Genomic DNA, 24,684 nt, shown 5'->3' with positions numbered 1-24,684 from the left:
AGGCTAGCTAATTGTCGTCCTGAAGTCTCTGGGGGCTGGTCTCCACCCAGCCTCCAAAGCCGTCCCACTGTTTTTTGAGAATGTTCTTCTCCGACGCGTCCAAAAAAGTGGCCTGCAGTGTGTTGCAGTTGAGCTGCCAGAGTTCTTCCCAGCTAAAACCCTGCTCTGCGAGGAGCAGGTACTCCGAGGTGAGATCGGTTCCAAACATGGCTGGATCGTCGGAATTGAGCGTGCAGTACAGGCCAGCGTCCACCATCTGACGCAGGGGATGGGCAGTACCGGCGTCCACTACCCCCAGCCGATAGTTGCTGGTCGGGCACACTTCTAGAGGAATCTGCTCTGCTCGCAATTGGTCCATCAACTGCGGATCTTCCAGGCAACGGATTGCGTGCCCGACGCGCTCGACTGCCAGGGCGCTGAGCGCTCCACGGATACTTTCTGGGCCGACTGTCTCCCCGGCATGGGCAACCACGCGTAATCCTCGCCGTCGCGCCTCGGCGTACACTTTGGCAAAGCGCTCGGGGGGATGACCCCCCTCCGGCCCGCCCAACCCGAGGCCGACGACGAGGCCAGTTTGCTTTCCTTTGGAGGCGAATTCCAGCACCCAGGAAGCGGTCTGGGGTAGCTCACGGGCAATGTCGGCGATCAGGCGCATCCGGATACCGTGTTTTTTTTCACCGGCGGCAGCCGCTGCCTCCAGGGTGTGCAGCCATTGGTCGATCGGCAGTTTGTCAGCTTGAAACGAGCAGGAAATGAAAACCTCGCTGTAGCGGATGTTCTGCCGCGCCTGCTCGTCTAAAAACCGTTCGACCATCAGTGCCCAGTCCGCCAGCGTCTGCATCGTCCCGGCTGCCGTCCTGTAGACCTCGATAAAGTGTCCAAAGCTGCGAAAGCGATAGAACTCGCGCCACTCCTCAAGGGAGCGGGCCGGCAGAGCAACCCCATTGCGCCCGGCCATCTGCCAGACGGTCAGAGCGTCGGTGGCCCCTTCGAGGTGAACGTGCAATTCGGCCTTGGGCATCTGCTCGATCCGCTCCCGCAGTGACATGCTCACTCCTCCGCATCCTTACCCACCTTTAGCTGCCGTTACTCTAGCCCTGGCCCTCGAAGCGGAAGACATGCACGTCCCAGTCGCTCAGCTCGACGTTGAGGATGCCGCCATCGACCTCGACAGCGTAGTTGCGCGTCCACTCGTGCCAGTGGCCATCCACCGGAAAGCAGGGCACCTGGTAGTTGCCGAGGAAGCCGTCTCCGAGGTGGGCGACGACTGCCACCCGCGCCCCCTCGTCGTTGTAGCGCACGTAGGCGAGCACCCGCGCTTCTTCGTCGATGTGGAAAAAGTCGATGTGGTTGGTCCAGAGGGCGTGGTTTTCGCGCCGCAGGGCGATGAGGCCCTTGTAGCGCTCGTGCAGAGCCTGGTGGCGCTGCTGCTCCAGCAGCTCCCACTCGACCGGGTGGACCTGCTCGTCCTGGGGATACGCCTGGGCCATCGCCTGGCCCTGGTAGAGCATCGGGAGGCCCACCGAGGTCATCAGCAGCGCCGCCGCACATTCGAGGCGCTTGAAGCTGCCTTCTTCGTTGATCCCAGCGTCGCGCAACCGCTGTAACAGGCGCGGCTTGTCGTGGTTTTCGTAAAAGTTGACGGCGTTGCTCGGTCCCGGATAGCCGTGGTGCAGGGGGTTGATCGAGTCGATGATCTGGTCGGTGCTGAACATGTTCCGCACCATCAGATCGTCGATCATCCAGTAGTAGGTCTCGTGGTAGGCACCGTCCGCCGGGCCGTCCGCGCCGGTAATCGCCGGGTTTTCGGGGATGTGCTCGGCGACGATATAAAACGGCTTGACCCCGGCGGTTTCTTTGGAGCGCCGCGCCACTTCGGCTAAAAAGTCGAAGTACTTGATCTGCCGGGCCGCGTCGATGCGGTAGCCGTCGATGTGGTACTCCCGCACCCAGTATTCGACCAGTTCGTAGAGAAATTCGCGGGCCGGGTTGCGCTTGAACTTTTTGTCGTAAAATTCGAGGTTGTACTTCGGTCCCCAGACGTTGCCCGGCTCGTCCGGCTCGGTGCCGGGCTGGTAGAACCAGTAGGTAAAGTCGATGCGGGTAAGGGGGCTCTCCGATTCGGAGTGGTTGAGGACGATGTCGAGAATTACCCGGATGCCGCGAGCGTGGCACGCGTCGATAAACGCCTTGAGATCTTCCGGTTTGCCGTAGGAGGACTCGGGAGCAAAGGCATAGCGCGGATTGTAGCCCCAGTAGTGCTCGCCCGGATACTCGGTGACCGGCATCAGCTGTACGCAGTTGACGCCCAGATCGACCAGATAATCGAGCCTGCCAATCGCCTCCTGGTAGCCGTTGCCGCCAAAGGCGCTGACGTGCATCTCGTAGATAATCAACCGGTCGTCCGCTGTCAGGGGCACATCGTCGTGCTTCCAGGTGTATTCGTCGGTGATCCGCTCGCCATTTTTGATACGGATGATGCCGTTCTCGCGGTTCTTTTCGTCCACCTGGCGGGCGTAGGGGTCCGCAAAGGTCACCGTCTGGCCTTCGGCGAAGAAACTCTTGGATACTGTCTGGAACTTGTATTCGTATTCGCCGTCAGGAAGGGCCACATCGATGTAGAAAAAGCCTTTCTTGCCCCGCTTCATCTCGATCGGTTCCCAGTTAGAAAATGAGCCGACCAAGCTCGCTTTTTCGTTGTAAGGAGCGAGCAGTTGAAAGCGGAGCTTGGCTGTCTTGCGTTTTTTGGGTGAACCTGCAAGAGGCTTGCTCTCTGATTCGGACGGTTTAGAAAGTTTCTTTTCAGTGACCATTGCTTCCCCTGGGCAGAATCACCAAGCTGGATGAACGAGGATTCTGCTACTCATCAATCTAAGGTGTGGGGCGCAACCGGATATCTACCGGCAGATAGAATCGATAGCTTTCTCCCGGACAATTGCCCGTTCAACGCTTGAGACCGGCCAGGGCAACTTCCCAGGCCAGACGCGGCGAGACGTAGCCGGTAAGCTGGCCGCGCAGCGCCTCCAGTTGTTCGAGGCGGGCGGTGCTGTCGAAGCTCCCACTGTTCCAGACCAGGTGTTCAAGATAATCGACCAGCGGAATCTGCACTTCGAGGGCAAGCTGGCCATCGATGCGCCGGGCGAGGCCGAGGGCGGTGCGCAGATCGACAGGTTGCTTTGCCCACTGGCGCACCTCAGCGAGCAATTCCGCCGGAACCGATTCCAGCCAGGCCACCAGTTCGAGGGCGCGTCCGGGGCTGCCCTGGGCCATCGCCAGCACTTCGGCGCTGACGGTTGCCCGGTGAGCCGCCAGAATCTCCGCCACCAGATCTGCCCCCAGGCAATAAAAAGGAATCTTCTGGCAGCGCGAGCGGACGGTGGGCAGCAATCGGGCACCACTCTGGGCGATCAGGACGAACACGCCTGCCCCCGGTTCTTCGAGCGTCTTTAAGAGCGCATTTGCCGCTGCCTCGCCCATTGCCTCCGCTCCGTCGATGACGATCACCTGCCGGGTTCTTTCTACCGGCGGTCGGCCCAGAAAAATCGTGATCGCCCGAATTTGCTCCAGGCGCACCTGCGGCAGACTGCGCGGCAGCGCACCGTCGGCTATCGCCTCAGCGCGGGTGAGTAGGCGATCGCCTTTTTTGTAAGTCGGCTCCATCCAGAGCAGGTCCGGGTGATTGCCCCGCTCGATCCGGCCCACCGGACTTTCAAGCAGGGCAGCGGCAAAGGCGCGGGCGGCAAGAGCCCGACCGACGCCCTGCGGCCCACTGAATAGATACGCCGGGGCAATCCGGCCAGTGGCAAGAGCGCGCTCCAGGAGCGTCATCGCCAGGGGCTGGCCGCGCACCGCCGCGTTCACAGTTTCGCAAACGCCTCGGTTGCGTCGATGAGCGCTGAGCGGATACCCGGTTCGCTCATCGAGTGCCCGGCGTCATCGACGATCACAAATTCTGCCTCCGGCCAGGCGCGGGAGAGTTCCCAGGCCGTCTCCATCGGGCAGACGATATCGTAGCGGCCCTGGACGATTGCCGCCGGCAGGTGACGGATGATCTCGACGTTTTTAAGCAACTGTTCCTCGTAGTCGAGAAAGCCCTTGTTGACGAAGTAGTGGCACTCGATGCGGGCAAAAGCTGTCGAGAACTTCACCTCACCGAAGCGGCGAATCAGATCCGGGTTCGGCAGCAGTTTACTGGTGGCTGCCTCCCACAGTGACCAGGCGCGGGCGGCCTCGGTACTCACCTGGGTATCGTCGCTGGTGAGCCGCCGGTAGTACGCTCCGATCATGTCGTGCCGCTCGGCGGGTGGAATCGGGGCTACAAATTCTTCCCAGGCGTCCGGAAAGATGCGGCTCGCTCCCTGCTGGTAGAACCAGAGCAGCTCCCACTGCCTGAGTAAAAAAATGCCCCGCAAAATAAGCCCCTTGCACACCTGCGGGTAGCTCTGGCTGTAGGCGAGCGAGAGGGTGCTCCCCCAGCTGCCGCCAAAGACTACCCAGCTCTCGATCCCCAGGTGGGTGCGCAACTTTTCGATGTCGTTCACCAGATCCCAGGTGGTGTTCTCGCGCAACTCGGCGTGGGGCGTGCTCCGTCCGCAGCCGCGCTGGTCGAAGAGCACTACCCGCCACTTCTGCGGATCGAAGTACTGGCGGTAGCTGGGGTCGATGCCGCCCCCTGGTCCGCCGTGCAGAAAGACCACTGGCCTGCCGTTGGGGTTGCCCGACTGCTGGTAGTAGATCGTATGAAGTCCTGAAACCTTCAAAAACCCCTGGTCGTAGGGCTCAATCGCAGCAAACAGTTCGCGCATCGGTGATGACAGAGCTTCCCATCACCAAATGCTACGCGATCACAGAAAACCCCGTCGATGAGCAGGAGCACCCAGCTTTTTGCTTTACCCCCGATCTGTGCTGAGTTCGCGACTCGCTCCTGTCCGCCCAGTTCCAGCCAGGGCTGGCCTCAGCGCTGTAGTCAGGTGTTCAAAAAGATAAACTGAAGGCCAACAAGCTTCTTGGTGAAGCGATGAATGCCTTCAAGCCAGGATCCCCGCTGCCGCTGGCAAACCCGCTTTTGCCCACGATGTACGATTTACCAAGCGAGAACCCCAAGGAACCTGGTTTGCCCGACCAGTTCCACGACTGGCAGCCCCAACTGCTCACTCAAACCTTCATGCCCCCAACTGTGCCCATCGAGCAGGTGCTTACCGCCGCCGATTTGAATATCTACTACGATCCGAACAATCCCAAGTACTACAAGCGCCCGGACTGGTTTGCAGTGGTGAGTGTCCCCCGCTTCGTCGAGGGCGGCAGGCTCAGCTATGTGCGCTGGCAGGAAGGGCGCTCGCCCCTCGTCGTCGTCGAACTGCTTTCCCCCAACACGATCGAAGAAGACCAGGGGCTGACGCTGCGCGGCCAGCAACCGCCCTCGAAGTGGGAAGTGTACGAGCAGCTATTGCAGGTGCCCTACTACGTGCTCTTCAACCGGGTAGACGACATGCTGCAGATATTTCGTCTGGAAGCGGGGCTTTATAGAGAGCAGTCCGAGAGTCGTCTGTGGATAGAGGAACTGCAGATCGGTCTGGGAATGTGGAGGGGAAGGTTTGCCGACTGGGAGCGGCAGTGGTTGCGGTGGTACGACAGTGAAGGGCGGTGGATTCCTTCTGATCCGGAACGAGCCGAACTGGCAGAGCAACGCGCTAGAGAAGCTGAACAGTGGGCCGAAGCTCTCGCACAGAAGCTCAAGGAAGCGGGGATCGACCCGGATAGCCTGTAAGCTCACCTCGTCTGCGCTGCCAATCCAAACCAGGTTTTCTAAACGCATGAAGGCTGTCACTGCTAATCCTTGCTGGCTGCCACTTCACCTGGAGGTCTTTGGCGCACGTGCAATTGGCCGATCGGGCTCTCGTTGTACTAGCGGTCAAGTTCGTCGGTGGTCGCCTGCATCTGTGCGCTCCATTCGCGTAAGCCTACACTGGCTACAAGCAGATTCTCCCGAGGCCGCTTACGGGTTTCAGGGTCAGGGAGCCGGGGTTTCGGTTGGTCGGCCATGGCAAACCCCAAGTGCCTTTGATCTCCTGCTTCAGCGGCCTTGTTGGCGTGGGTAGTAAATCCTCCACCCCTGCTGGACCTGCCCAGGATCTTGTCTTCCCACAATAAAAGATTTCCCCGACAGTACTTAATCTCCCGTCATTGCTGTTATACTGGCGAAGAGCATTTATCCGTGTATACTCAATCCTTCAATAGACAACCTTCGAGGTGAAACATGGATGAAGAGCAGGAGTTTGCAGAGTGCAGCGACGAGTACAGCAGCTCTAACGCTGAGGGAAACCCACCTGACGAGATGGCAGAGTTTGATCAAGCAGACCAGGAGTACATCGCAGCTTTTGACCAGCAGAGCCAGGAATACACCACAGACCCCGAACAGGAAAATTCGCAATATGCTGAGGACAGTGGGGCCAACAGTGAAGGAGAGCTAGATGAGTCGGAGTACGAGACGGACTTTACTAGCACTGATGCTGACCGAAGCGAGTGGCAAGTTGGTGATGCATACCCAGACGATGATTGGGCTGCCATAGAGACAGGCTATGACAACGAAAATTTTTCATCCGACTCTAACTCTAGTAATCTTGATCTAGACAATGGCTATGACCCGCAAGGTATCAATCAAGGTCAGCAGCTAGAAGGCTATACAGACGAACAAGATGATCCGAACGTGCCAGGCTTCGTGTATGATTGGCGCGTCAGAGATGACGCTTTTGAATTGCAAAACTACAGTTTTAACAACACAGAGTATGATTTGAATAATGTTGATATTGGAGAAACTAGTGACTGGGAGCAAAACCTGAACCAGAGCCAGGCTGATGCAGATGTGAGTGCTGAATATTTTTACGATAGTAGGAGTGAGATCTGGCAACCATTGGAGAGTGGAAACAACTGGGAGGAGGAACTGCTTTCCAATAATTGGCAGATTGATATGACTAACCAGCAGTTAATAGGAGATGCTGAGCTAGAAAATTTCTCTGGCAATAACAGAGAAGAAGATGAAGTGGATACCAGTCAGAATGACGGTTACAGTATGTTAGCTCTTACAAGAAATATGCCACTCGAAGGTGACGAATCTAGCAATTTGCAGAACAACCAGCTAGATACGCAAGCTATCGGTGATGGGCAGTATGCCACTAATATAGTTGAGTCTGAACTCTTGGGTGAACTATTGCCTCAAGATGCACTTGGATTATTCAACACAAATGCAAGTTGCTCCGATATGAGTCTTGAGTCTCCTACAGTCCCGATAGAGCAGATTCATGAAGATGCAGTTCCCCTGTTACATGCTAATCTTTCCACCGGTTCTCAAACAGCCGACGATGGCAACCAAAGCCTGAACGCTGAGCCCAGTGGTACAGCTCTAGCAGATGCAGGCAAGGCAGGACTGTTTGGTACGGGACTGCTACAGGAATTAACATATCCAATTTGGAAACAGTTGCCGAATTCCCAGGGTACTCCAACTGATTTCAACTTGTCATTCCGAGACATTTCAGGCTTCAAAAATCCCACTAGTCATGGATATGTCAACCAAGTAGATTCATTAACTGGCAACCCTAACAAGTGGAGAGGCTTGCGCCTCGATTACGGACCAAACGTTAGTACCCCCGTAATCGACCCTGCAACTGGGAAGACACAAGTTGATCCGGTAACTGGTAAGAACATGTATAAAGAGAACTGGCATTGGAACCAAAATAAGTCTTTTCAGGCTTTCGGTAAGTCGGATCACACTTTAGCGGAACCTTTTGAAGAAGCACTGGGCAAAACTCTAAAAGCAGCCAAGCCTCTCGGTCGGGCAGCACTAGTAACTGGGGTCGCTCTAGATACTTGGTCGCTTGGAAATGAGATCAGCGAGAGCGTTCAAACTGGTAATTGGGACAACTCAATTGTTGAGGGTTCTCGGATCGCTGGTGGTTGGGCTGGTGGTTGGGCTGGAGCAGAGGCAGGGGGCGGGCTTGGAGCAACAATCGGTACAGTTATAATGCCAGGGCTAGGTACGGTTGTGGGCGGTGCAGTTGGTGGCTTGATTGGTGGTGCAGTTGGGTATTTTTCTGGTTCCGAAGTGGGTAAGACTATAGCTGAAAAGGCTACTGGTTATCAGTCACCCGAGCAATAAGGTCTCGCTGCGCACTGTATTGTATATGGAGCAAGATGAGCTTTGACCCACATTCGTGACGTTCGAGAGTTGCTGAGGAAGTACGCCGAGGGCCATCGGGGTCTGCAGGCTGCTCTTGTATGCCCAGATTTACGGGGAGTTAATCTAAGCGGTGCAGTTATGACTGGCTCATTGCTGAAGCAGGCAGACTTGCGCGGTGCAAATCTGTCTGGGACGGTCTTCAATCACGTCCGCCTAGACGGAGTTCTCATCGATGAGCAGACGCAATTAGATCCGAAATGGAGGCTGGTTTGGGAAATCGTCAATATACCGACTGAAAGGCGACAGTTAGCAGGGGCTGATCTTTCCTATGCTGTGCTATCTGGAGCCAACTTAAAGGGGGCAGATTTATCTGACGCCATTCTCAGAAATACGTCACTCGAAGGTGCCAGATTAGATAAGGCGAATTTGCAAAGAGCGAATCTGTGCGAAGTGAATGCCGACAGTGCTACGCTGCTTCTGGCGAACTTACGAGAGGCAGATTTGCGAGGAGCAAATCTGGCAGCAACGGATCTACGAGGAGCCAATCTTTATAAGGCTAGTCTGGATGGCGCAAGATTCGATGAGACGCTTATAAGCGGTGCTTCCATTGGCAGGGCTGCTCTCTCTAAGGCCATTTTGTTTTGCACAGATTTACGTGAGGCAAATCTTCTGGATGACACTGAGGAAAATGGCAACCCGCGTCTAGGAGGTAGGTAAGGCACGGACTCTGGCACCGTATAGAATTCTGCACATGTGTACGAGCGGCATTTTAAAATTTCACAAAAATAACCGCACATTAGCAGTACAATTTGAAAAGCGAATACTATGCTGATACTGGAAAACTTATCCAAGTGCTACAAATCAAGCCAGCAACCTGCTGTCGCTGGTGTATTCCTTGAAATCAAGACGGGCGTGTTGGGTTTGCTGGGTTCCAACGGGGCCGGTAAGACGACGCTTTTGCAGATGCTTGCGACAGTGACGCCTCCAACATCGGGACGTATCTTTTTTCGGGATGTCGATGTCGTTGCCCAACCTGATTTTTTGCGGCAGAAGTTAGGCTATTTACCGCAAAATTTTGGCGTATACAGCAGTCTCACCGCTCTTGAATTCCTCAGCTATTTCGCTGCACTCAAGGGAATCTCCAGCCGCAATCGCCCGATGGAACTGCTTGAGTTGGTGAACCTGCACGACGTCAGCCACCGCCCGGCAGGTACTTTCTCAGGCGGAATGAAGCAACGCCTCGGTATTGCTGTTGCTTTGCTCAACGAGCCGGAAGTGTTGATCGTGGATGAGCCGACGGCGGGATTGGATCCGGAGGAGCGCAACCGTTTCAAAAGCATCCTGAGCAGGATCGGCAGCGAGCGGATCGTTGTCTTTTCTACTCATATCGTCTCGGATATCGAAACGGTTGCCTCTGAAGTGGCGGTGCTGCACAAGGGCAGAATTATCGAGTGCGCTTCGCCCGAAGTACTTATAGATCGAGCGAGAGGGCAGGTATGGCAGGCCGTTATTCCCTCGCAGCAGCTACCGGAGGTACAAACACGATATAAGGTTTCCTCGGTTGTGCAGAAGGCGGAGGGTGTTCATCTGCGCCTGGTGTGTCCTCAAAAACCATTAGAAGACGCTCACTTGGTAGAGCCGACCCTCGAAGAGGCATTTTTGGCAATCAACGAACCGCTGGCTTCCACGGGTTATGTTTCTATCTAAAATTGCAGCGATTGCCAGGACGCACTTGCAGCTCCGGCTCCGTCAACCGGGGACAGTTTTCTTGTTTTTTTTGCTTCCCGTACTCGCTTACAGCCTGATCCCGGATCGATCGAGCGGCATGACGCTGATGCAGGTCGATGGACAACGGCTTATTTACAACTCTGCTACCCTGTCTCTGGCCACCGCCCTGCTGAGTGCTGTAATAGTCAGCCTCTGGGGATTTTATCTGGTATTCGGCGCACTGCAGCGGGAGGTCGAAAGTCACACCGATTCGACAATTGCCGCTACACCGATGACCAACGCGCAGTATGTGCTTGGTGCGATTTTGGGCAGCGGCTCCTTCCTCTGGCTGCTTGCTCTCGGCTTATTCCTCAGCATTGTGGGGATGCACTGGCTGCGGGGGGAGGCTGCTTTTGAGCCGGTAGTGTACATCACTACCTACTTGGTGATCCTCCTGCCAGTTCTGCTATTTGTACCGGTCGCTGCGTTCGCGTTTGAAGCTACAGTTCTGCTGGCAGGACGATTGGGAAGTTTTATTTACTTTGGATGCTGGCTACTGCTCGTCAGCTTGCCGGTTGCTGAGTTTGTAATTGGTGGTTCTTTGAGTTGGACGCGACTGATAGATGTGAGCGGAATGGGTTGGGCCGTAGAACAGCTATCGCTGATAACGGCAGGAAGGAATTATTCTATCGGGCTTGTAACTTATCAGCCTGGCCTTCCCTCGTTTATCTTTCCAGGACTGCATTTTGAACCTGCGCAAGTCCTGCTCAGATTTGCAACCTTAGCTGTTATTGTGCCCCTCGCCTGGATGGGCTACTTTTTGTTCGATCGATTTGACCCCACCAAACGTAAATCCCGCCTGCCTCAGCCGGGCTTCAAAAAAGCAGGCGGAGTGAGTACAAAAGAAAACCCGCAGTGGCTGAGCCTGTGCTTTGGGCGACTTGCCGGGCTGCCCTGGCTGCTGCGCGTTGTCATTGCTGATTGCTTGTTGACCTGGGCAATGCGGCCCAAAGTAGTTGCGCTCTGTTTTGCAGTGTCAGCCCTGTCCTGTCTGGCTCCCCCCGAGTACCTGCAGCGCTTTGCACTTCCCTGCCTCTTCTTGATCCTGGTGTTGCTGCTGGCGGATGTGCCGGTGCGTGAAAAACTCGCGGGTACAGGCGCGCTTATCGCTGTCGTGCCAAATTTGCCGGACCGGTGGGTTGTGTGGAAGTGGAGCACCTGTGTGTTTCTGGCGCTGAGTTTTTTCGCTCTGCCTGGTTGTCGAATCTTGTTCTCGAACCCCTCCGCTGCTCTCTCGCTGGCGATTGGCCTGCTCCTTGTAACTGCTGCCGCTGTGGCTCTCGGGACGTGGACCGGTGGTCCGACGACGTTTATTGCGCTCGCTATTCCGCTTCTGTATCTGATATTCAATGACGGCGGGCGGACTGGCTGGCTGGATTTTGCCGGGTGGTACGGCGTCGCCACACCCGTCGTGCAGACGGGATACGCAGCCTTGAGTGCCGTGCTGCTGTTTATTGCTCAGGCAGGACACGCTTTGAAACGGCGAAGAAACCTCTGTCAGTAGATTTCACCAGCAAAGTTTTTGCTGTTGTATCAGCTCTCCAGCTTCAAGACGGCCATGAACGCCTCCTGGGGCACGTCCACCGAGCCGATCGACTTCATCCGCTTTTTGCCTTTTTTTTGCTTTTCGAGCAGTTTTTTCTTGCGGGTGATGTCGCCGCCGTAGCACTTGGCGAGCACATTCTTGCGCAAGGGGGCGATATTCTCGCGGGCGACAACTTTTGCTCCGATCGCCGCCTGGATCGGCACCTGGAACTGCTGGCGGGGAATCAGTTCTTTGAGTTTGGCGGTGAGCTGCCGTCCGACTTCGGCGGCCTTGTCGGCGTGGGTGATGCAGGAGAGCGAATCGACCGGCTCGCCGTTGAGGACGATATCGAGGCGCACGAGATTGCCGGGCCGGTAGCCGATGAGCTGGTATTCCATCGAGGCGTAGCCCCGCGAGCGCGACTTCATCGAGTCAAAAAAGTCGGTGATCACCTCGGCCAGAGGGATTTCGTAGATCAAGGTGGTGCGGGTGGGCGTCAGGTAGCGCATGTCCTTGAAGATGCCCCGGCGGCCCTGGCACAGTTCCATCAGAGTGCCGACGTACTCCTGGGGAGCGATGATCTCGACTTTGACGTAGGGTTCTTCGATCTGCTCGCGCACCTGGGCGGACGGCAGGTCGGCGGGGTTCTGCACTTCGAGCACGCTGCCGTCGGTCTTTGTGACACGGTAGACGACCGAAGGGGCGGTGGTGACCAGATCCAGGTCGTACTCGCGCTCCAGCCGCTCCTGGACAACTTCCATGTGCAGCAAACCCAAAAAGCCGCAGCGAAAACCAAAGCCCAATGCTCCGGAGCTTTCGGGCTCAAAGTGCAGCGCGGCGTCGTTGAGGCGCAATTTTTCGAGCGCTTCGCGCAGGTCCTCGAACTGGTCGGAGTCGGTCGGGTAGAGGCCGCAGAAGACCACGGGCATCGCTTCCTGGTAGCCCGGTAGAGGGGCAGCGGCGGGGTTCGCCACCAGGGTGATCGTGTCGCCCACGCGGGCATCCTGCACGGACTTGATTGCAGCGGCGATATAGCCCACCTCGCCTGCATGCAACTCGTCCACCGGCACCTGGTAGGGCTTGAGGACGCCAATCTCGTCGATCTCAAATTCTTTGGCGGAGGCCATAAAGCGAATCTTGTCGCCTTTTTTGACCGAGCCGCTCATCACCCGAAAGTAGACGATCACCCCCCGGTAGGCGTCGTAGTAGCTGTCGAAGATGAGAGCGGCGAGCGGTTCAGATACTTTGTCGGGGGGGGGCGGCAGCCGGTGGACGAGCGCTTCGAGGATGTCCGCGATACCGATGCCTTCTTTGGCGGAGGCGAGGATCGCCCCTTCGCGGGGCAATCCGATAATTTCTTCGATCTCGTCGAGCACCCGCTCCGGCTCTGCTCCCGGCAGGTCGATCTTGTTGAGCACCGGGATGATTTCGAGGTTGTTCTCAAGGGCCAGGTAGACGTTCGCGAGGGTCTGGGCCTCGACGCCCTGGCTCGCATCGACCACCAGAAGCGCCCCTTCGCAGGCAGCGAGGGAGCGCGAGACCTCGTAGGTAAAATCGACGTGGCCGGGGGTGTCGATGAGATTGAGAATGTACGTCTCGCCGTCTTTGGCGGCGTACTCCATCCGCGCCGCCTGCAGCTTGATCGTGATCCCCCGCTCGCGCTCCAGTTCCATGTTGTCGAGGTACTGGGCGGTCATCTCCCGGTCGCTCACGGTGCCGGTCACCTGCAGGAGCCGGTCGGCCAGCGTCGATTTGCCGTGGTCGATGTGGGCGATGATGCTGAAGTTGCGAATCCGCGAAACGGGAACGGAAGTCATATCGGGGTCACAAAAGTTCAAATATCTCCAGATTCAATCCTAGCCCCTGGACTATAGGAATACGCAGGGGCCGGAGGCTCACCGACCATGACCGGTGACATATCGCTTCTTGAACTTCCCGGCTAACTTGTGGAGTTAACTGCTCAAAATTGGCTGGCCAAACAGCGCCGAATGGGGAGAATTGACTCAGGCACGCTGTCTGCCGCCTCGAAAAAACCGCCATTTTGGGAGAATGCATGGTCAAATTTCGCGGCGAGCAAAGGGCTTTCGGGCCGCCAGGGATCGAGCCTCGGTGGACTGCCGGCAGCAAGGACGCGGTGGGAACCGCCTACTCCAGTCCCAGTCGCATCTGGTTTACGCTCTGGCGGGGCATTCTCACCGAGACGTACTTTCCAACCGTCGATACGCCCCAGATCCGCGATCTGCAATTTCTCATCAGCGACGGCAAAAGCTTTTTGCACGAGGAGAAGCGCCACCTGCAGCCGACGATCGAATGTCTGGGTCAGGGCCTTGGCTATCGGACCACCAACCGCGACAGCGAGGACCGCTACCGGATCGTCAAAGAAATCATCGCCGATCCGCACCTGCCCTGCATCCTGCAGCACGTGCAGCTGTTGGGCGAGGAGGATTTTGTCTCACAGCTGCGCCTGTACGCCCTCTGCTCGCCCCACCTGAAGGTGAGCGGCTGGGGCAACAACGCCTACGTCGTGAGCGTCGCAGGCCAGGATCTGCTCGTCTGCCAGAAGGGCAACACCTGGCTTGCGATGGGAGCGACGGTGCCCTTTTGCCGCCTCTCCTGCGGCTACGTCGGCACCAGCGACGGCTGGACGGACCTTGCGGCCAACTTTGAGATGAACTGGCAGTTCGATCAGGCCATCGACGGCAACGTTGCCCTCACAGGTGAGCTTGATTTAAGCGAGAGGCGGGAGTTTACCCTGGGCCTTGCCTTTGGCCACAGCCTCAACAACGCCGCCACCGTACTGCTGCAATCTTTGAGCCTGCCCTTCGCTGAGCAGTTGCAGCGCTTCATTGAACAGTGGGAGCGGCCCTACCGACACATTCTGCCCTTAGATGGGTCGGCCAAGGACGGCGGGAAGCTCTACCGCAACAGCTACGGCATTCTGCTCGCCCACGAGGACAAGTCCAACTCCGGCGCGCTCATCGCCTCCCTCGCCATCCCCTGGGGCGAGGCCAAGGGCGAAGATGACACCGGCGGCTATCACCTCGTCTGGCCGAGGGACATGGTCAACTCCGCCACCGCTCTGCTCGCTGCCGGTAACCGCGACACGCCCCTGCGGGCACTGATCTATCTGGCGGCGGTCCAGCGCGAGGACGGCGGCTTTTCACAAAATTTCTGGATCGGCGGCCAGACCTACTGGCAGGGGCTGCAACTGGACGAGGTGTCTTTTCCGATCCTGCTTGCCTGGCGGCTCAGGCGCGCCGACGCCCTGCAGGGCTTCGACCCGTGCGCGATGGTGCTGGAGGCGGCGGGCTGCCTGATTCGCAAGGGACCGGCCACCGGGCAGGAGCGCTGGGAGGAGGCGGGGGGTCTGTCACCTTCTACCCTCGCCACCAACATCGCTTCGCTCATCTGTGCGGCGAGTTTTGCCCGCGAGCGGCAGGACGAGGCGAGTGCGCGCTTTTTAGAAGAATACGCCGACTACCTGGAGAGCCACCTCGAAGCCTGGACGGCGACGAACGCGGGCACGCTGGTGCCGGGTATCCGCCGCCACTACATCCGCATCCAGCCGGTAGGCGGCGCACCGCTGAGCGTCGATCTGGAGGGCAAGCGGCTCGGGCTTGCCAATCAAAAGCCCGGCGATGAGGCAGCGTATCCGGCCAGCACGATCGTCGATGCGGGCTTTCTGGAGCTGGTGCGCTACGGCATCCGCCGGGCCGACGACCCGCTCATCGTCGATTCGATCAAGGTCGTAGACGCCGTACTTAAAGTCGAGACGCCGATGGGACCGGTCTGGCGGCGCTACAACCACGACGGCTACGGTCAGCGAGACGACGGTGGACCGTTTACAGGCTGGGGCACGGGCCGGGCCTGGCCGCTTTTGACCGGCGAGCGGGGCCACTACGAACTGGCGGCGGGCGGCGATGTGCAGAGCTATCTCCAGGCGCTGGAGGCGTTCGCTTCGCCAGCTGGTCCCCTGCCCGAGCAGGTCTGGGACGCGCCGGATCTGCCCCAGGCGCACCTGCACCTGGGCAAACCGACCGGCTCGGCGATGCCCCTCGCCTGGGCGCACGCCGAGTACATCAAGCTGTTGCGCTCGACCCACGACGGCGAGGTGTTCGATCTGATCCCGGAGGTGCGCGACCGCTACCAGGGCGAGCGCGCCTCCTGCCACCGCCTGGAGATCTGGAAGCCCGCCTGGCAGATTGCTGCGATCAAGGCGGGCGACACCCTGCGCATCCTGCAGGATGGCAGAGCCTTCCGGGTACACTGGTCCGCCGACGAGTGGCAGAGCGTCCAGGACACCCCTTCTGTGAGTACGGCCCTGGGCATTGCCTTCGCCGATCTGCCGACAAGCCAGGGTGGAGAAACGCTGCGATTTACTTTCTTCTGGATCGCGAGCAATCAGTGGGAGGGCCGCGACTACGCGGTGCAAGTAATTTAGTACTTTTTCAGGAGGCGCACGATGAATGCTGTACAGACGGTAAATCCCCTAAAAAAATTGCAAGATTACGGTCAATCGGTCTGGCTCGACTACATTCGGCGCAATTTGATCACGAGCGGCGAGCTGCAGCGGCTGATCGACGAGGACGGTCTCAGGGGCGTCACCTCCAACCCGTCTATTTTTGAAAAGGCGATTGCCGGATCGAACGATTACGACGAAGCGCTCGCGGCCCTCGAACAGGAGCAGGATCTGGAGGCGATGGCGCTTTTTGAGCGGCTGGCGATCGAAGATATCCAGAAGACCGCCGACATCCTCAGGCCCGTCTACGAGCAGACCGAGCGGCACGACGGCTATATCAGCCTCGAAGTTTCCCCCTATCTGGCCAACGACACCGAGGCCACGATCGCCGAGGCGCGGCGGCTCTGGGGGGCGGTGAACCGCGAGAACCTGATGATCAAGGTGCCCGCCACCCCGGCAGGCATCCCGGCGATCCGGCAACTGATTAGCGAAGGGATCAACGTCAACGTCACGCTGCTTTTTGCCCAGCAAGCCTACGCCCAGGTGGTAGAAGCCTACCTCGAAGGCTTAGAGGCGTTCGCCGCCTCTGGAGGAGAACTCTCGCGGGTGGCGAGTGTGGCGAGCTTTTTTGTGAGCCGCATCGATACGGCGGTCGATGCCCTCCTGCAGGAGAAGATCAAATCCGCGACCAGCGGCGGCGAGCGGGCGGTGCTGAATGGCCTGTTGGGCAAGGTGGCGATCGCCAATGCCCGGCTTGCCTACCAGCACTACAAAGAAATCTACCGCTCCGATCGCTGGCATCGCCTGGCCGACACGACCGGTGCCCAGCCGCAGCGACTCTTGTGGGCGAGCACCAGCACCAAGAATCCCAACTACCGCGACGTCCTCTACGTCGAAGAGTTGATCGGACCGAACACCGTCGATACGATTCCGCCCGCCACCTTCGACGCCTTCCGCGACCACGGACGCCCGAGGGCGAGCCTCGACGATCACCTCGAAGAAGCGTACACGACGCTCAAAGACCTCGAAGAGCGGGCCGAAATTTCTCTTGCTGCGGTCACAGACCAGCTGGTGAGCGACGGCGTGCGCCTCTTTGCCGACGCCTTCGACAAACTGTTGAGCACCGTCGAGAAGCGGCGGCAGGGAACCCTCGCCGCGCCCCTCAACACCCAGAGCTACAAGCTCGGGGCCGAACTGGAATCGGCGGTCAAGGCCGAACTGGAAAGCTGGCAGGTCGGGGGCAAGGTGCGCCGCCTCTGGGCGCGGGATGCCAGCCTCTGGACGGGAGCGGACGAAAATAACTGGCTGGGCTGGCTCGGGATCACCGACGACCAGCTCGCCCACCTCGGGCATCTAAAAGATCTCGCAAGTGAGGTCAAGCAGGCCGGTTTCAGCCAGGCGCTGCTGTTGGGCATGGGCGGCTCCAGCCTCGGCCCGGAGGTGCTCAAGCTTACCTTCGGCCCCCAGCCGGGCTACCCGGAACTGCTGGTGCTCGATTCGACCGACCCGGAGCAGATCCGCTCCTTCGAGAACCGCATCGACCTCGCCAACACGCTTTTTATCGTCTCCAGCAAATCCGGCGGCACCCTGGAGCCGAACATCTTCAAGCAGTACTTCTTCGAGCGCGTTCGGCAAACGATCGGGGATCAAAAAGCGGGTGAGCGCTTCATCGCCGTCACCGATCCCGGCTCAAAGATGCAGCAGGTGGCCGAAGGCGATCACTTCCGTCACACCTACTTTGGCCTGCCCAGTATCGGCGGGCGCTACTCGGTGCTGTCGGACTTTGGCATGGTCCCTGGTGCCATCCAGGGCATCGATGTACCCCACTTCCTCGATGTCACCGAGCGGATGGTCCACGCCTGCGCGGCGAGCGTTCCGGCGGAGGACAATCCCGGCGTCGTGCTGGGTGCAATCCTGGGCGTGCTCGCCAAAACAGGCCGCGACAAGGTGACGATCGTCGCCTCACCGGGGATCGCCGATCTGGGAGCCTGGCTTGAGCAACTATTGGCCGAATCGACGGGCAAGGAGGGCAAGGGGCTCATCCCCGTGGCCGCCGAACCGCTCGGCACCCCGGAGGTCTACGGCGCGGACCGGCTCTTTGCCTACATTCGCCTGGAGACGGCCCCCGATGCGGTGCAGGATGCGGCGGTGGCGGCTTTAGAGGGGGCAGGCCAGCCGGTGGTGCGCATCGGTGTGAGCGAACCGTACCAGCTCGGCCAGGAATTTTTCCGCTGGGAAATTGCGACGGCGGTTGCCGGTTCGATCATCGGCATCAACGCCTTCAACCAGCCGGACGTCGAGGCGAGCAAAGTCGCCACCCGCAAGCTCACCGGCGAGTACGAAAAGACGGGCCAATTGCCGCCTGAGACGCCCATCTTCGAGGAAGCAGGGATCAAGCTCTACACCGACGAGCGCAACGCCGGGATACTCAAAGGGGCGGTGGGCCCATCGCCTTCGCTGGCCGCCTACCTGCGGGCGCTGTTAGATACGGTTGGACCCGGCGATTACCTGGCGCTGCTCGCCTACATCGAGCGCAACGGCGAGCACACGACTTTGCTTCAGAATATCCGCCAGCTGTTGCGCGACGCCAAACACAGCGCGACCTGCCTGGGCTTTGGTCCGCGCTTTTTGCACTCCACCGGCCAGGCGTACAAGGGCGGGCCGAACACGGGTGTGTTCTTGCAGATCACTGCCGACGTCGCCGAAGATCTGGACGTACCCGGCCAGAAGTATACCTTTGGAGTGGTAAAAGCGGCCCAGGCGCGGGGTGACTTTGAGGTTCTGGCCCAGCGCCAGCGCCGGGCGCTGCGCGTCCATCTCGGAGCGGATGTCACCCTGGGCCTCGCGGCGCTGCAGACGGCGATCGAGCAGGCTCTGGGCTGAAGCCCCCATCCAGTTCAGCTTCTTTGATCGCACTATCAAAAAAGGGAGTCAACAATGCAACTGGGAATCATCGGCCTCGGTCGCATGGGTGCCAATATGGCCCAGCGCCTGATGCGTGCCGGACACGAGATCGTCGGCTACGTCCGGCGCACTGAAAAGCTCGAAGCGATGGTCAAAGACGGGATCATCAAGGCGGGGGCTGCCTCCCTCGCCGATCTGGTAGCCAAGCTCGAAAAACCGCGCCACCTGTGGCTGATGGTGCCCGCCGCCTCGGTGGACGACACTCTCCAGACATTGCTACCGCTGTTAGAAGCGGACGACGTGGTGATCGACGGCGGCAATTCTTATTACCACGACGACATCCGCCGGGCGAAAGAACTCAAGGCCAAGGGCATCCACTACGTCGATTGCGGCACCAGCGGCGGTGTCTGGGGCTTAGAGCGCGGCTACTGCCAGATGATTGGCGGCGAAGAGGAGACCGTCAAGCGCCTGGAGCCCATCTTTTCGGCCCTCGCCCCCGGCCTGGAGGCAGCACCCCGCACCCCTGGGCGCGAAAAAGTGGGCGGCACGGCGGAGCTGGGTTACCTGCACTGCGGCCCCCACGGCGCGGGCCACTTTGTGAAGATGGTCCACAACGGCATCGAGTACGGGATCATGGCCGCCTACGCCGAAGGCTTCAATATCCTCCACCACGCCAACGTCGGCAAAAACCAGCAGCAGGTGGACGCAGAAACCTCGCCCCTTATCCATCCGGAGTACTACCAGTACGACCTCAACCTGGCGGATGTGGCCGAATTGTGGCGCAGGGGCAGCGTCGTCTCCTCGTGGCTACTAGATCTCACAGCGATCTCGCTTCTGGGCAGTCCCACCCTCGAAAATTTTGGGGGCCGGGTCTCCGACTCGGGGGAGGGGCGCTGGACGGCGATTGCCGCGATCGATGAATCCGTTCCGGCTCCGGTCTTGACGGCGGCGCTATTTGCCCGCTTTGCCTCGCGGGGCGAATCGACCTTTGCTGACAAACTGCTCTCGGCGATGCGCTACCAGTTCGGCGGCCACCTTGAGCAGCCGGGCACATAACGAGGGAGGATAACGCGATGGTGTTCTGCAACATAGACATGAGCCCGCCCAGCCCCGCCGGTCCCTGTGCGGTGGTCATCTTCGGTGCCTCCGGCGATCTGACCAAGCGGCTGTTGTTTCCTTCGCTCTACAATCTGGCGCGCAACAAGCTTTTACCCGAAGACTTTGCGATTGTCGGCGTCGCCCGCTCCGAAAAAAGCGACGACGCCTTTCGCTCGGAGATGAACGAGAACATCCACCAGTTCGCCACCGCCGGTGTGGACGAGGAGCTGTGGCACTGGCTGGAGGGGCGGCTTTACTACCTGTCGGGCAACTTCGACGACCCGGCGACTTATAGCCAGCTCCAACAAAAGCTCGCCGACATCGAGGACAAGCACGGCACCGGCGGCAATGTGCTCTTTTATCTGGCCACCGCCGAGGACTACTTCGCCAAGATCGTCTCGCTTTTGGGGGAGGCGGGTCTGGTGCGCGAAGAGGCGGGCCACTGGCGGCGGGTGATCGTCGAAAAGCCCTTTGGCCACGACCTCGAATCGGCCCGCACCCTCAACCGCGAGATCTTGAGCGTGCTCTCCGAGAGCCAGACCTACCGGATCGATCACTACCTGGGCAAAGAGACGGTCCAGAATATCCTCGTCTTTCGCTTTGCCAACGGGTTGTTCGAGCCGATCTGGAACCGCAACTACATCGATCACGTGCAGATCACGGTGGCGGAGACCGTAGGCGTCGAGCAGCGCGGCGGCTTCTACGACCACACCGGAGCGCTCAGGGACATGGTGCCCAATCACCTGTTTCAACTGTTGGCCCTGACGGCGATGGAGCCGCCCACCGCCTTTAACGCCGACCCCGTGCGCACCGAGAAGGCGAAAGTGCTGGAGGCGGTCGAACCCTTGAGCGAGCAGGATGTCTTGCATCAGGTGGTGCGCGGCCAGTACGGCGAGGGGACAGTAGCCGGTAAGCCGGTAGCAGCCTACCGCGCCTCGCCCAAGGTGGCCCCGGACTCCAACACCGAAACCTTCGTGGCGATGAAACTCGCCATCGACAACTGGCGCTGGGCGGGGGTGCCCTTTTATCTGCGCACCGGCAAGACGCTGCCGAAGCGGGCCACCGAGGTCGCTATCCAGTTCAAGCAGGCACCGTTCGCTCTGTTTCGCGACACGCCGGTCGAGTGCCTGACCCCCAACTTCCTGGTGGTCAAGATCCAGCCGGAAGAACAGATCTCGCTGCAATTTAGCGCCAAGGTGCCGGGTCCAGCCGTGCGCATGAACGGCGTGCAGATGGACTTTAGCTACAAGGACTTTTTTGGCGCTGCCCCCGGCACCGGCTACGAAACCCTCATCTACGACTGCATGATCGGCGATGCGATTCTCTTTCAGCGCGCCGACAACGCCGAAGCGGGCTGGAAGGTAGTCGATCCGATCCTCAAGACCTGGGCCTCCCATCCGCCCGCCGACTTTCCCAACTACGCCGCCGGTAGCTGGGGACCGCGACCGGCCAACGCCCTCATCGAGCGCGACCTGCGCTACTGGCACCTGTACGACTGAATTTTGGAGAAAACCGCTTTATGAATCCACCTCAGGCGTCCTCGATCGCCCTGCTTTTAGCCGACGTAGATGGCACCCTCGTCACCAAAGACAAAGTGCTCACCGAGCGCGCCCGCGCCGCCGTCCACAAGTTGCACGAGGCGGGGATCGCCTTTGCGATTACCAGTGGCCGCCCGCCATTGGGGATGAAAATGCTCATCGAGCCTCTGGCCCTCATCACCCCGGTGGCCGGATTTAACGGCGGACTGTTCGTGCAGCCGGGGGATCTGAGCATTATCGAGCAGCGGGTGTTGCCCCCCGACATCGCCCGCCGTTCCGTCCAGCTCATCGCCGAGCACAACCTCGATGTCTGGGTCTACAGCGGCAACCAGTGGTACGTGCGCGATCCGAAAGCGCCCCACGTCGAGCGCGAAGCCTGGACGGTCAAGTTCGAGCCGACCGTCGTCGAAAATTTTGACAATCTGCTCGAGACGGTGGCCAAGGTCGTCGGCGTGAGCGACGACTTTGATCTCGTCGCCCGCACGGAGAACGACGCCCGCTACACCTTCGGTCCGGGCGACGTTTCGGCGGCCCGCTCCCAGCCTTACTACCTCGATATCACCCACCCGCTGGCCAACAAAGGGGCAGTCGTCGAGTGGCTTTCAGCCCGTCTGGCGATTCCCACCAGCGCCATCGCCACGATCGGCGACATGCCCAACGATGTACTGATGTTTGCCAAAAGCGGCCTGAGTATCGCCATGGGCAACGCCAGCCCCGAGGTGCAGCGCACCGCCCGCTACGTCACCGACACCAACGAGAACGAGGGCTTTGCCAGGGCCGTCGAGCGCTACGTGCTCGCCCCCCAGGCAGTTTCTTCTACTGGAGAAAAATAATGGCAACCAAGCGCGTACAGGAAATCTTGAGCTGGTACGGCAGCGACAATCCCGGTACCCTCACCAATCTTTCGCGGCTCCTGAACCACGGCAAACTGGGCGGCACCGGCAAACTCGTGATTCTGCCGGTCGATCAGGGCTTCGAGCACGGCCCGGCCCGCTCCTTCGCCCCCAACCCCCCGGCCTACGACCCGCGCTATCACTTCGAGCTGGCGATCGAGGCGGGCTGCAACGCCTACGCCGCCCCCCTGGGCTTTTTAGAAGCCGGGGCGCGGGAATTTGCCGGAGACATTCCGCTCATCCTCAAGCTCAACGACCACGACGTTCTCCTCGAAGAAAAAGACCCCGATCAGGCGCTCACCGGTTCGGTGGCCGATGCCCTGCGCTTAGGCTGTGCAGCGATCGGCTTTACGATCTACCCCGGCTCCTCGAACCGGCTACACATGTACAGTCAGATCCGCGATCTGGCCGAAGAGGCCAAGCGCAACGGTCTGGCGGTGATCATCTGGTCCTACCCGCGCGGATCGGGCCTCACCAAAGAAGGGGAGACGGCGATCGATGTCACCGCCTACGCCGGACACATCGCCGCCCAACTCGGTGCCCACATCATCAAAGTCAAACTGCCCTCCGGCCACATCGAGCAGGAGGCGGCGCGCAAGGTCTACGAATCGGCCCAGGTGCCGATCGAAACCTTGAGCGAGCGGGTGGCCCACGTCGTCCAGTCGGTCTTTAACGGGCGTCGGATCGTGATCTTCTCAGGGGGACCGGCGGATACCGACGAAGAGATCCTGGATGAGATCCGCGCCATCGAGGCGGGCGGCGGTTTTGGCTCGATCATCGGTCGCAACTCCTTCCAGCGCAAAAAAGAGCACGCCCTGCAACTGTTGGGCCAGATCATCGACATCTACGCCGCTCAGACCAACCCTTAGGAGTCTCGTTCATGCCCGTCCCTGCTTCTGAGATCAAGACCTTTGCCGACCCGGCGGCCCTCGCCAAGGGGGCTGCCCACGAATTTGTCCTGCAGGCCCGCGAGGCAATCGAGGCGCGGGGCAGCTTCAGCGTCGCCCTCTCCGGTGGCTCGACCCCCAAAGCCCTCTACGCTCTGCTGGCAAGTGACGTTTATCGCGATCAGGTGAACTGGGAAAGAATCCACTTTTTTTGGGGCGACGAGCGGCACGTCCCTCCCGATGATCCCGATAGCAACTATCGGATGGCGAACGAGCGGCTGCTCTCCCCTCTATCGCTGCCCGACAGCAACATCCACCGCGTCTATGCCGAGGAGCCGGATGCTGCCCAGGCCGCGAGCGAGTACGAGGCGCAGTTGCGGCAATTTTTTAAGCTGACGGGTCCAGAACTGCCCCGCTTCGATCTGATCATGCTCGGCATGGGACCGGACGGCCACACCGCTTCGCTCTTTCCGGGCACACCCCTCGTCCACGAGCGCGAGCGGCTGGTGGCCGCTCCCTGGGTGGCCAAGTTCAATACTTTCCGGATCACCTTTACCCCGCCTGTGATCAACAACGCCCGCCATATCCTCTTTTTTGTCACCGGCGAGGAGAAGGCTCAGACCCTCAAGAGCGTCCTCGAAGGGGAGTTTCAGCCCGAACAGTTTCCCAGCCAGATCGTGCGGCCCACCGACGGCACGCTGCTCTGGATGGTGGACGAAGCGGCGGCAAAATTGCTGTAGGGAGATTTTTGCGATGGGCTCTAAACCGATCGTCGTCGCCCCGTCGATTCTCTCTGCCGACTTTGCCCGCCTGGGCGAAGAAGTGCAGGCTATAGATGCCGCCGGAGCCGACTGGATCCACGTCGATGTGATGGATGGCCGCTTCGTACCGAATATCACGATTGGTCCTGTGGTCATCCAGGCGATCCGGCCCCTGAGCGCCAGACCCTTCAACGTCCACCTGATGATCGTCGAACCGGAGCGCTACGTCGCCGATTTTGCCCGCGCCGGAGCCGATCACATCCTGGTGCAGGTAGAGGCAACCGGTCATCTGCACCGCACCCTCACCCAGATTCGCGAACTGGGCAAAAAGGCGGGGGCGGTAGTCGATCCGGCCACTCCCCTCGACTTTCTCGACTACGTGCTGCACCTGTGCGATGTGATCCTGGTGATGACCGTCAACCCCGGCTTCGGCGGTCAAAAATTCATCCGCCCGATGCTCCCCAAGATCCGCACTCTCAGGCAAATCTGTGACGAGCGCGGCCTCGATCCGTGGATCGAAGTGGACGGCGGCGAAAAACCCGACAACGCCTGGGAAGCCATCGAAGCCGGAGCCAATGCGATCGTCGCCGGTTCGGCCATCTTCGGCTCCGGCGACTACGCCGCTGCCATCGCCGGGATTCGCAACAGCAGACGACCTGCCACCGCCCCTACCCGCTAA

At 59.5% G+C, this 24,684-nt stretch carries 18 protein-coding genes; 13 read left to right on the top strand and 5 right to left on the bottom strand.

Features of this window, described 5'->3' with window-relative positions; translation table 11 throughout:
• Positions 1-7: 7 nt before the first annotated feature.
• From add to pip, 4 genes are all read right to left on the bottom strand, one after another.
• Complete coding sequence (add, locus tag GKIL_RS20785; RefSeq protein ID WP_023175861.1) at positions 8-1,048, bottom strand: adenosine deaminase; 1,041 nt, start codon at positions 1,046-1,048, stop codon at positions 8-10.
• Positions 1,049-1,091: 43 nt separating this feature from the next.
• Positions 1,092-2,813 carry an alpha-amylase family glycosyl hydrolase gene (locus GKIL_RS20780; RefSeq protein WP_023175860.1) on the bottom strand — a complete coding sequence of 574 codons (1,722 nt, stop codon included), beginning with the start codon at positions 2,811-2,813 and terminating at the stop codon, positions 1,092-1,094.
• Between the two features lie 130 nt (positions 2,814-2,943).
• A complete protein-coding gene (locus tag GKIL_RS20775) occupies positions 2,944-3,861 on the bottom strand; it encodes a DNA polymerase III subunit delta' (protein WP_023175859.1) in 918 nt (305 codons plus the stop codon).
• Entirely contained in the window at positions 3,858-4,805 is a 948-nt protein-coding gene (gene pip, locus GKIL_RS20770; protein ID WP_023175858.1) for a prolyl aminopeptidase, read from the bottom strand. The genes GKIL_RS20775 and pip overlap by 4 nt, the downstream gene beginning before the upstream one ends.
• 212 nt (positions 4,806-5,017) lie before the next feature.
• On the opposite strand from pip, the gene GKIL_RS20765 reads away from it, so the two are divergent.
• From GKIL_RS20765 to GKIL_RS20745, 5 genes are all read left to right on the top strand, one after another.
• Positions 5,018-5,767: a Uma2 family endonuclease gene (locus tag GKIL_RS20765; RefSeq protein ID WP_023175857.1), complete on the top strand. Its 750-nt coding sequence runs from the start codon at positions 5,018-5,020 to the stop codon at positions 5,765-5,767.
• Between the two features lie 489 nt (positions 5,768-6,256).
• Positions 6,257-8,152, top strand: coding sequence for a hypothetical protein (locus GKIL_RS25440; RefSeq protein WP_023175856.1), 1,896 nt, complete (start codon positions 6,257-6,259; stop codon positions 8,150-8,152).
• Positions 8,153-8,311: 159 nt separating this feature from the next.
• Positions 8,312-8,890 (top strand): pentapeptide repeat-containing protein, encoded by a 579-nt coding sequence (locus GKIL_RS23960; RefSeq protein ID WP_081705331.1) that lies wholly within the window; start codon positions 8,312-8,314, stop codon positions 8,888-8,890.
• Positions 8,891-8,998: 108 nt separating this feature from the next.
• Positions 8,999-9,880: an ABC transporter ATP-binding protein gene (locus tag GKIL_RS20750; RefSeq protein WP_023175854.1), complete on the top strand. Its 882-nt coding sequence runs from the start codon at positions 8,999-9,001 to the stop codon at positions 9,878-9,880.
• A gap of 61 nt (positions 9,881-9,941) precedes the next feature.
• On the top strand, positions 9,942-11,444 hold the full coding sequence (locus tag GKIL_RS20745; RefSeq protein ID WP_041244110.1) for a hypothetical protein: 1,503 nt from the start codon (positions 9,942-9,944) through the stop codon (positions 11,442-11,444).
• A 29-nt stretch (positions 11,445-11,473) separates the two neighbouring features.
• Here the strand turns inward: GKIL_RS20745 and lepA are convergent, their stop codons facing one another.
• Positions 11,474-13,282: a translation elongation factor 4 gene (gene lepA / locus GKIL_RS20740; RefSeq protein WP_023175852.1), complete on the bottom strand. Its 1,809-nt coding sequence runs from the start codon at positions 13,280-13,282 to the stop codon at positions 11,474-11,476.
• Positions 13,283-13,518: 236 nt separating this feature from the next.
• Here lepA and GKIL_RS20735 point away from each other — a divergent pair, with 236 nt between their 5' ends.
• The 8 genes from GKIL_RS20735 to rpe are packed head-to-tail and all read left to right on the top strand — an operon-like array spanning position 13,519 to position 24,684.
• Positions 13,519-15,906 (top strand): glycoside hydrolase family 15 protein, encoded by a 2,388-nt coding sequence (locus tag GKIL_RS20735; RefSeq protein ID WP_023175851.1) that lies wholly within the window; start codon positions 13,519-13,521, stop codon positions 15,904-15,906.
• Positions 15,907-15,927: 21 nt separating this feature from the next.
• A complete protein-coding gene (locus GKIL_RS20730) occupies positions 15,928-18,807 on the top strand; it encodes a bifunctional transaldolase/phosoglucose isomerase (protein WP_023175850.1) in 2,880 nt (959 codons plus the stop codon).
• Between the two features lie 54 nt (positions 18,808-18,861).
• Positions 18,862-19,884 (top strand): phosphogluconate dehydrogenase (NAD(+)-dependent, decarboxylating), encoded by a 1,023-nt coding sequence (gene gnd, locus GKIL_RS20725; protein ID WP_023175849.1) that lies wholly within the window; start codon positions 18,862-18,864, stop codon positions 19,882-19,884.
• 38 nt (positions 19,885-19,922) lie between these two features.
• Positions 19,923-21,425: a glucose-6-phosphate dehydrogenase gene (gene zwf, locus GKIL_RS20720; RefSeq protein ID WP_245595877.1), complete on the top strand. Its 1,503-nt coding sequence runs from the start codon at positions 19,923-19,925 to the stop codon at positions 21,423-21,425.
• A 20-nt stretch (positions 21,426-21,445) separates the two neighbouring features.
• A complete protein-coding gene (locus tag GKIL_RS20715; RefSeq protein WP_023175846.1) occupies positions 21,446-22,297 on the top strand; it encodes a Cof-type HAD-IIB family hydrolase in 852 nt (283 codons plus the stop codon).
• Positions 22,297-23,226, top strand: coding sequence for a class I fructose-bisphosphate aldolase (locus GKIL_RS20710; protein ID WP_023175845.1), 930 nt, complete (start codon positions 22,297-22,299; stop codon positions 23,224-23,226). The genes GKIL_RS20715 and GKIL_RS20710 overlap by 1 nt, the downstream gene beginning before the upstream one ends.
• A gap of 11 nt (positions 23,227-23,237) precedes the next feature.
• A complete protein-coding gene (gene pgl / locus GKIL_RS20705) occupies positions 23,238-23,984 on the top strand; it encodes a 6-phosphogluconolactonase (RefSeq protein WP_023175844.1) in 747 nt (248 codons plus the stop codon).
• A gap of 13 nt (positions 23,985-23,997) precedes the next feature.
• Positions 23,998-24,684, top strand: a complete 687-nt coding sequence (gene rpe, locus GKIL_RS20700; protein WP_023175842.1) for a ribulose-phosphate 3-epimerase — start codon at positions 23,998-24,000, stop codon at positions 24,682-24,684.

It is taken from the genome of Gloeobacter kilaueensis JS1, from assembly GCF_000484535.1.
GTDB lineage: Bacteria > Cyanobacteriota > Cyanobacteriia > Gloeobacterales > Gloeobacteraceae > Gloeobacter > Gloeobacter kilaueensis.
The sequence above is the reverse complement of the archived record's forward strand: the minus strand, read 5'-3'. Positions and strand labels throughout refer to the sequence as shown.

Coding starts and splice junctions, on each gene's coding strand:
- GKIL_RS25440 (WP_023175856.1), top strand. CDS start 6,257: ATGGATGAAGAGCAGGAGTTTGCAGAGTGCAGCGACGAGTACAGCAGC.
- lepA (WP_023175852.1), bottom strand. CDS start 13,282: ATGACTTCCGTTCCCGTTTCGCGGATTCGCAACTTCAGCATCATCGCC.
- GKIL_RS20730 (WP_023175850.1), top strand. CDS start 15,928: ATGAATGCTGTACAGACGGTAAATCCCCTAAAAAAATTGCAAGATTAC.
- GKIL_RS23960 (WP_081705331.1), top strand. CDS start 8,312: ATGACTGGCTCATTGCTGAAGCAGGCAGACTTGCGCGGTGCAAATCTG.
- GKIL_RS20780 (WP_023175860.1), bottom strand. CDS start 2,813: ATGGTCACTGAAAAGAAACTTTCTAAACCGTCCGAATCAGAGAGCAAG.
- gnd (WP_023175849.1), top strand. CDS start 18,862: ATGCAACTGGGAATCATCGGCCTCGGTCGCATGGGTGCCAATATGGCC.
- zwf (WP_245595877.1), top strand. CDS start 19,923: ATGAGCCCGCCCAGCCCCGCCGGTCCCTGTGCGGTGGTCATCTTCGGT.
- GKIL_RS20735 (WP_023175851.1), top strand. CDS start 13,519: ATGGTCAAATTTCGCGGCGAGCAAAGGGCTTTCGGGCCGCCAGGGATC.
- GKIL_RS20715 (WP_023175846.1), top strand. CDS start 21,446: ATGAATCCACCTCAGGCGTCCTCGATCGCCCTGCTTTTAGCCGACGTA.
- add (WP_023175861.1), bottom strand. CDS start 1,048: ATGTCACTGCGGGAGCGGATCGAGCAGATGCCCAAGGCCGAATTGCAC.
- GKIL_RS20710 (WP_023175845.1), top strand. CDS start 22,297: ATGGCAACCAAGCGCGTACAGGAAATCTTGAGCTGGTACGGCAGCGAC.
- pip (WP_023175858.1), bottom strand. CDS start 4,805: ATGCGCGAACTGTTTGCTGCGATTGAGCCCTACGACCAGGGGTTTTTG.
- GKIL_RS20750 (WP_023175854.1), top strand. CDS start 8,999: ATGCTGATACTGGAAAACTTATCCAAGTGCTACAAATCAAGCCAGCAA.
- rpe (WP_023175842.1), top strand. CDS start 23,998: ATGGGCTCTAAACCGATCGTCGTCGCCCCGTCGATTCTCTCTGCCGAC.
- pgl (WP_023175844.1), top strand. CDS start 23,238: ATGCCCGTCCCTGCTTCTGAGATCAAGACCTTTGCCGACCCGGCGGCC.
- GKIL_RS20765 (WP_023175857.1), top strand. CDS start 5,018: ATGAATGCCTTCAAGCCAGGATCCCCGCTGCCGCTGGCAAACCCGCTT.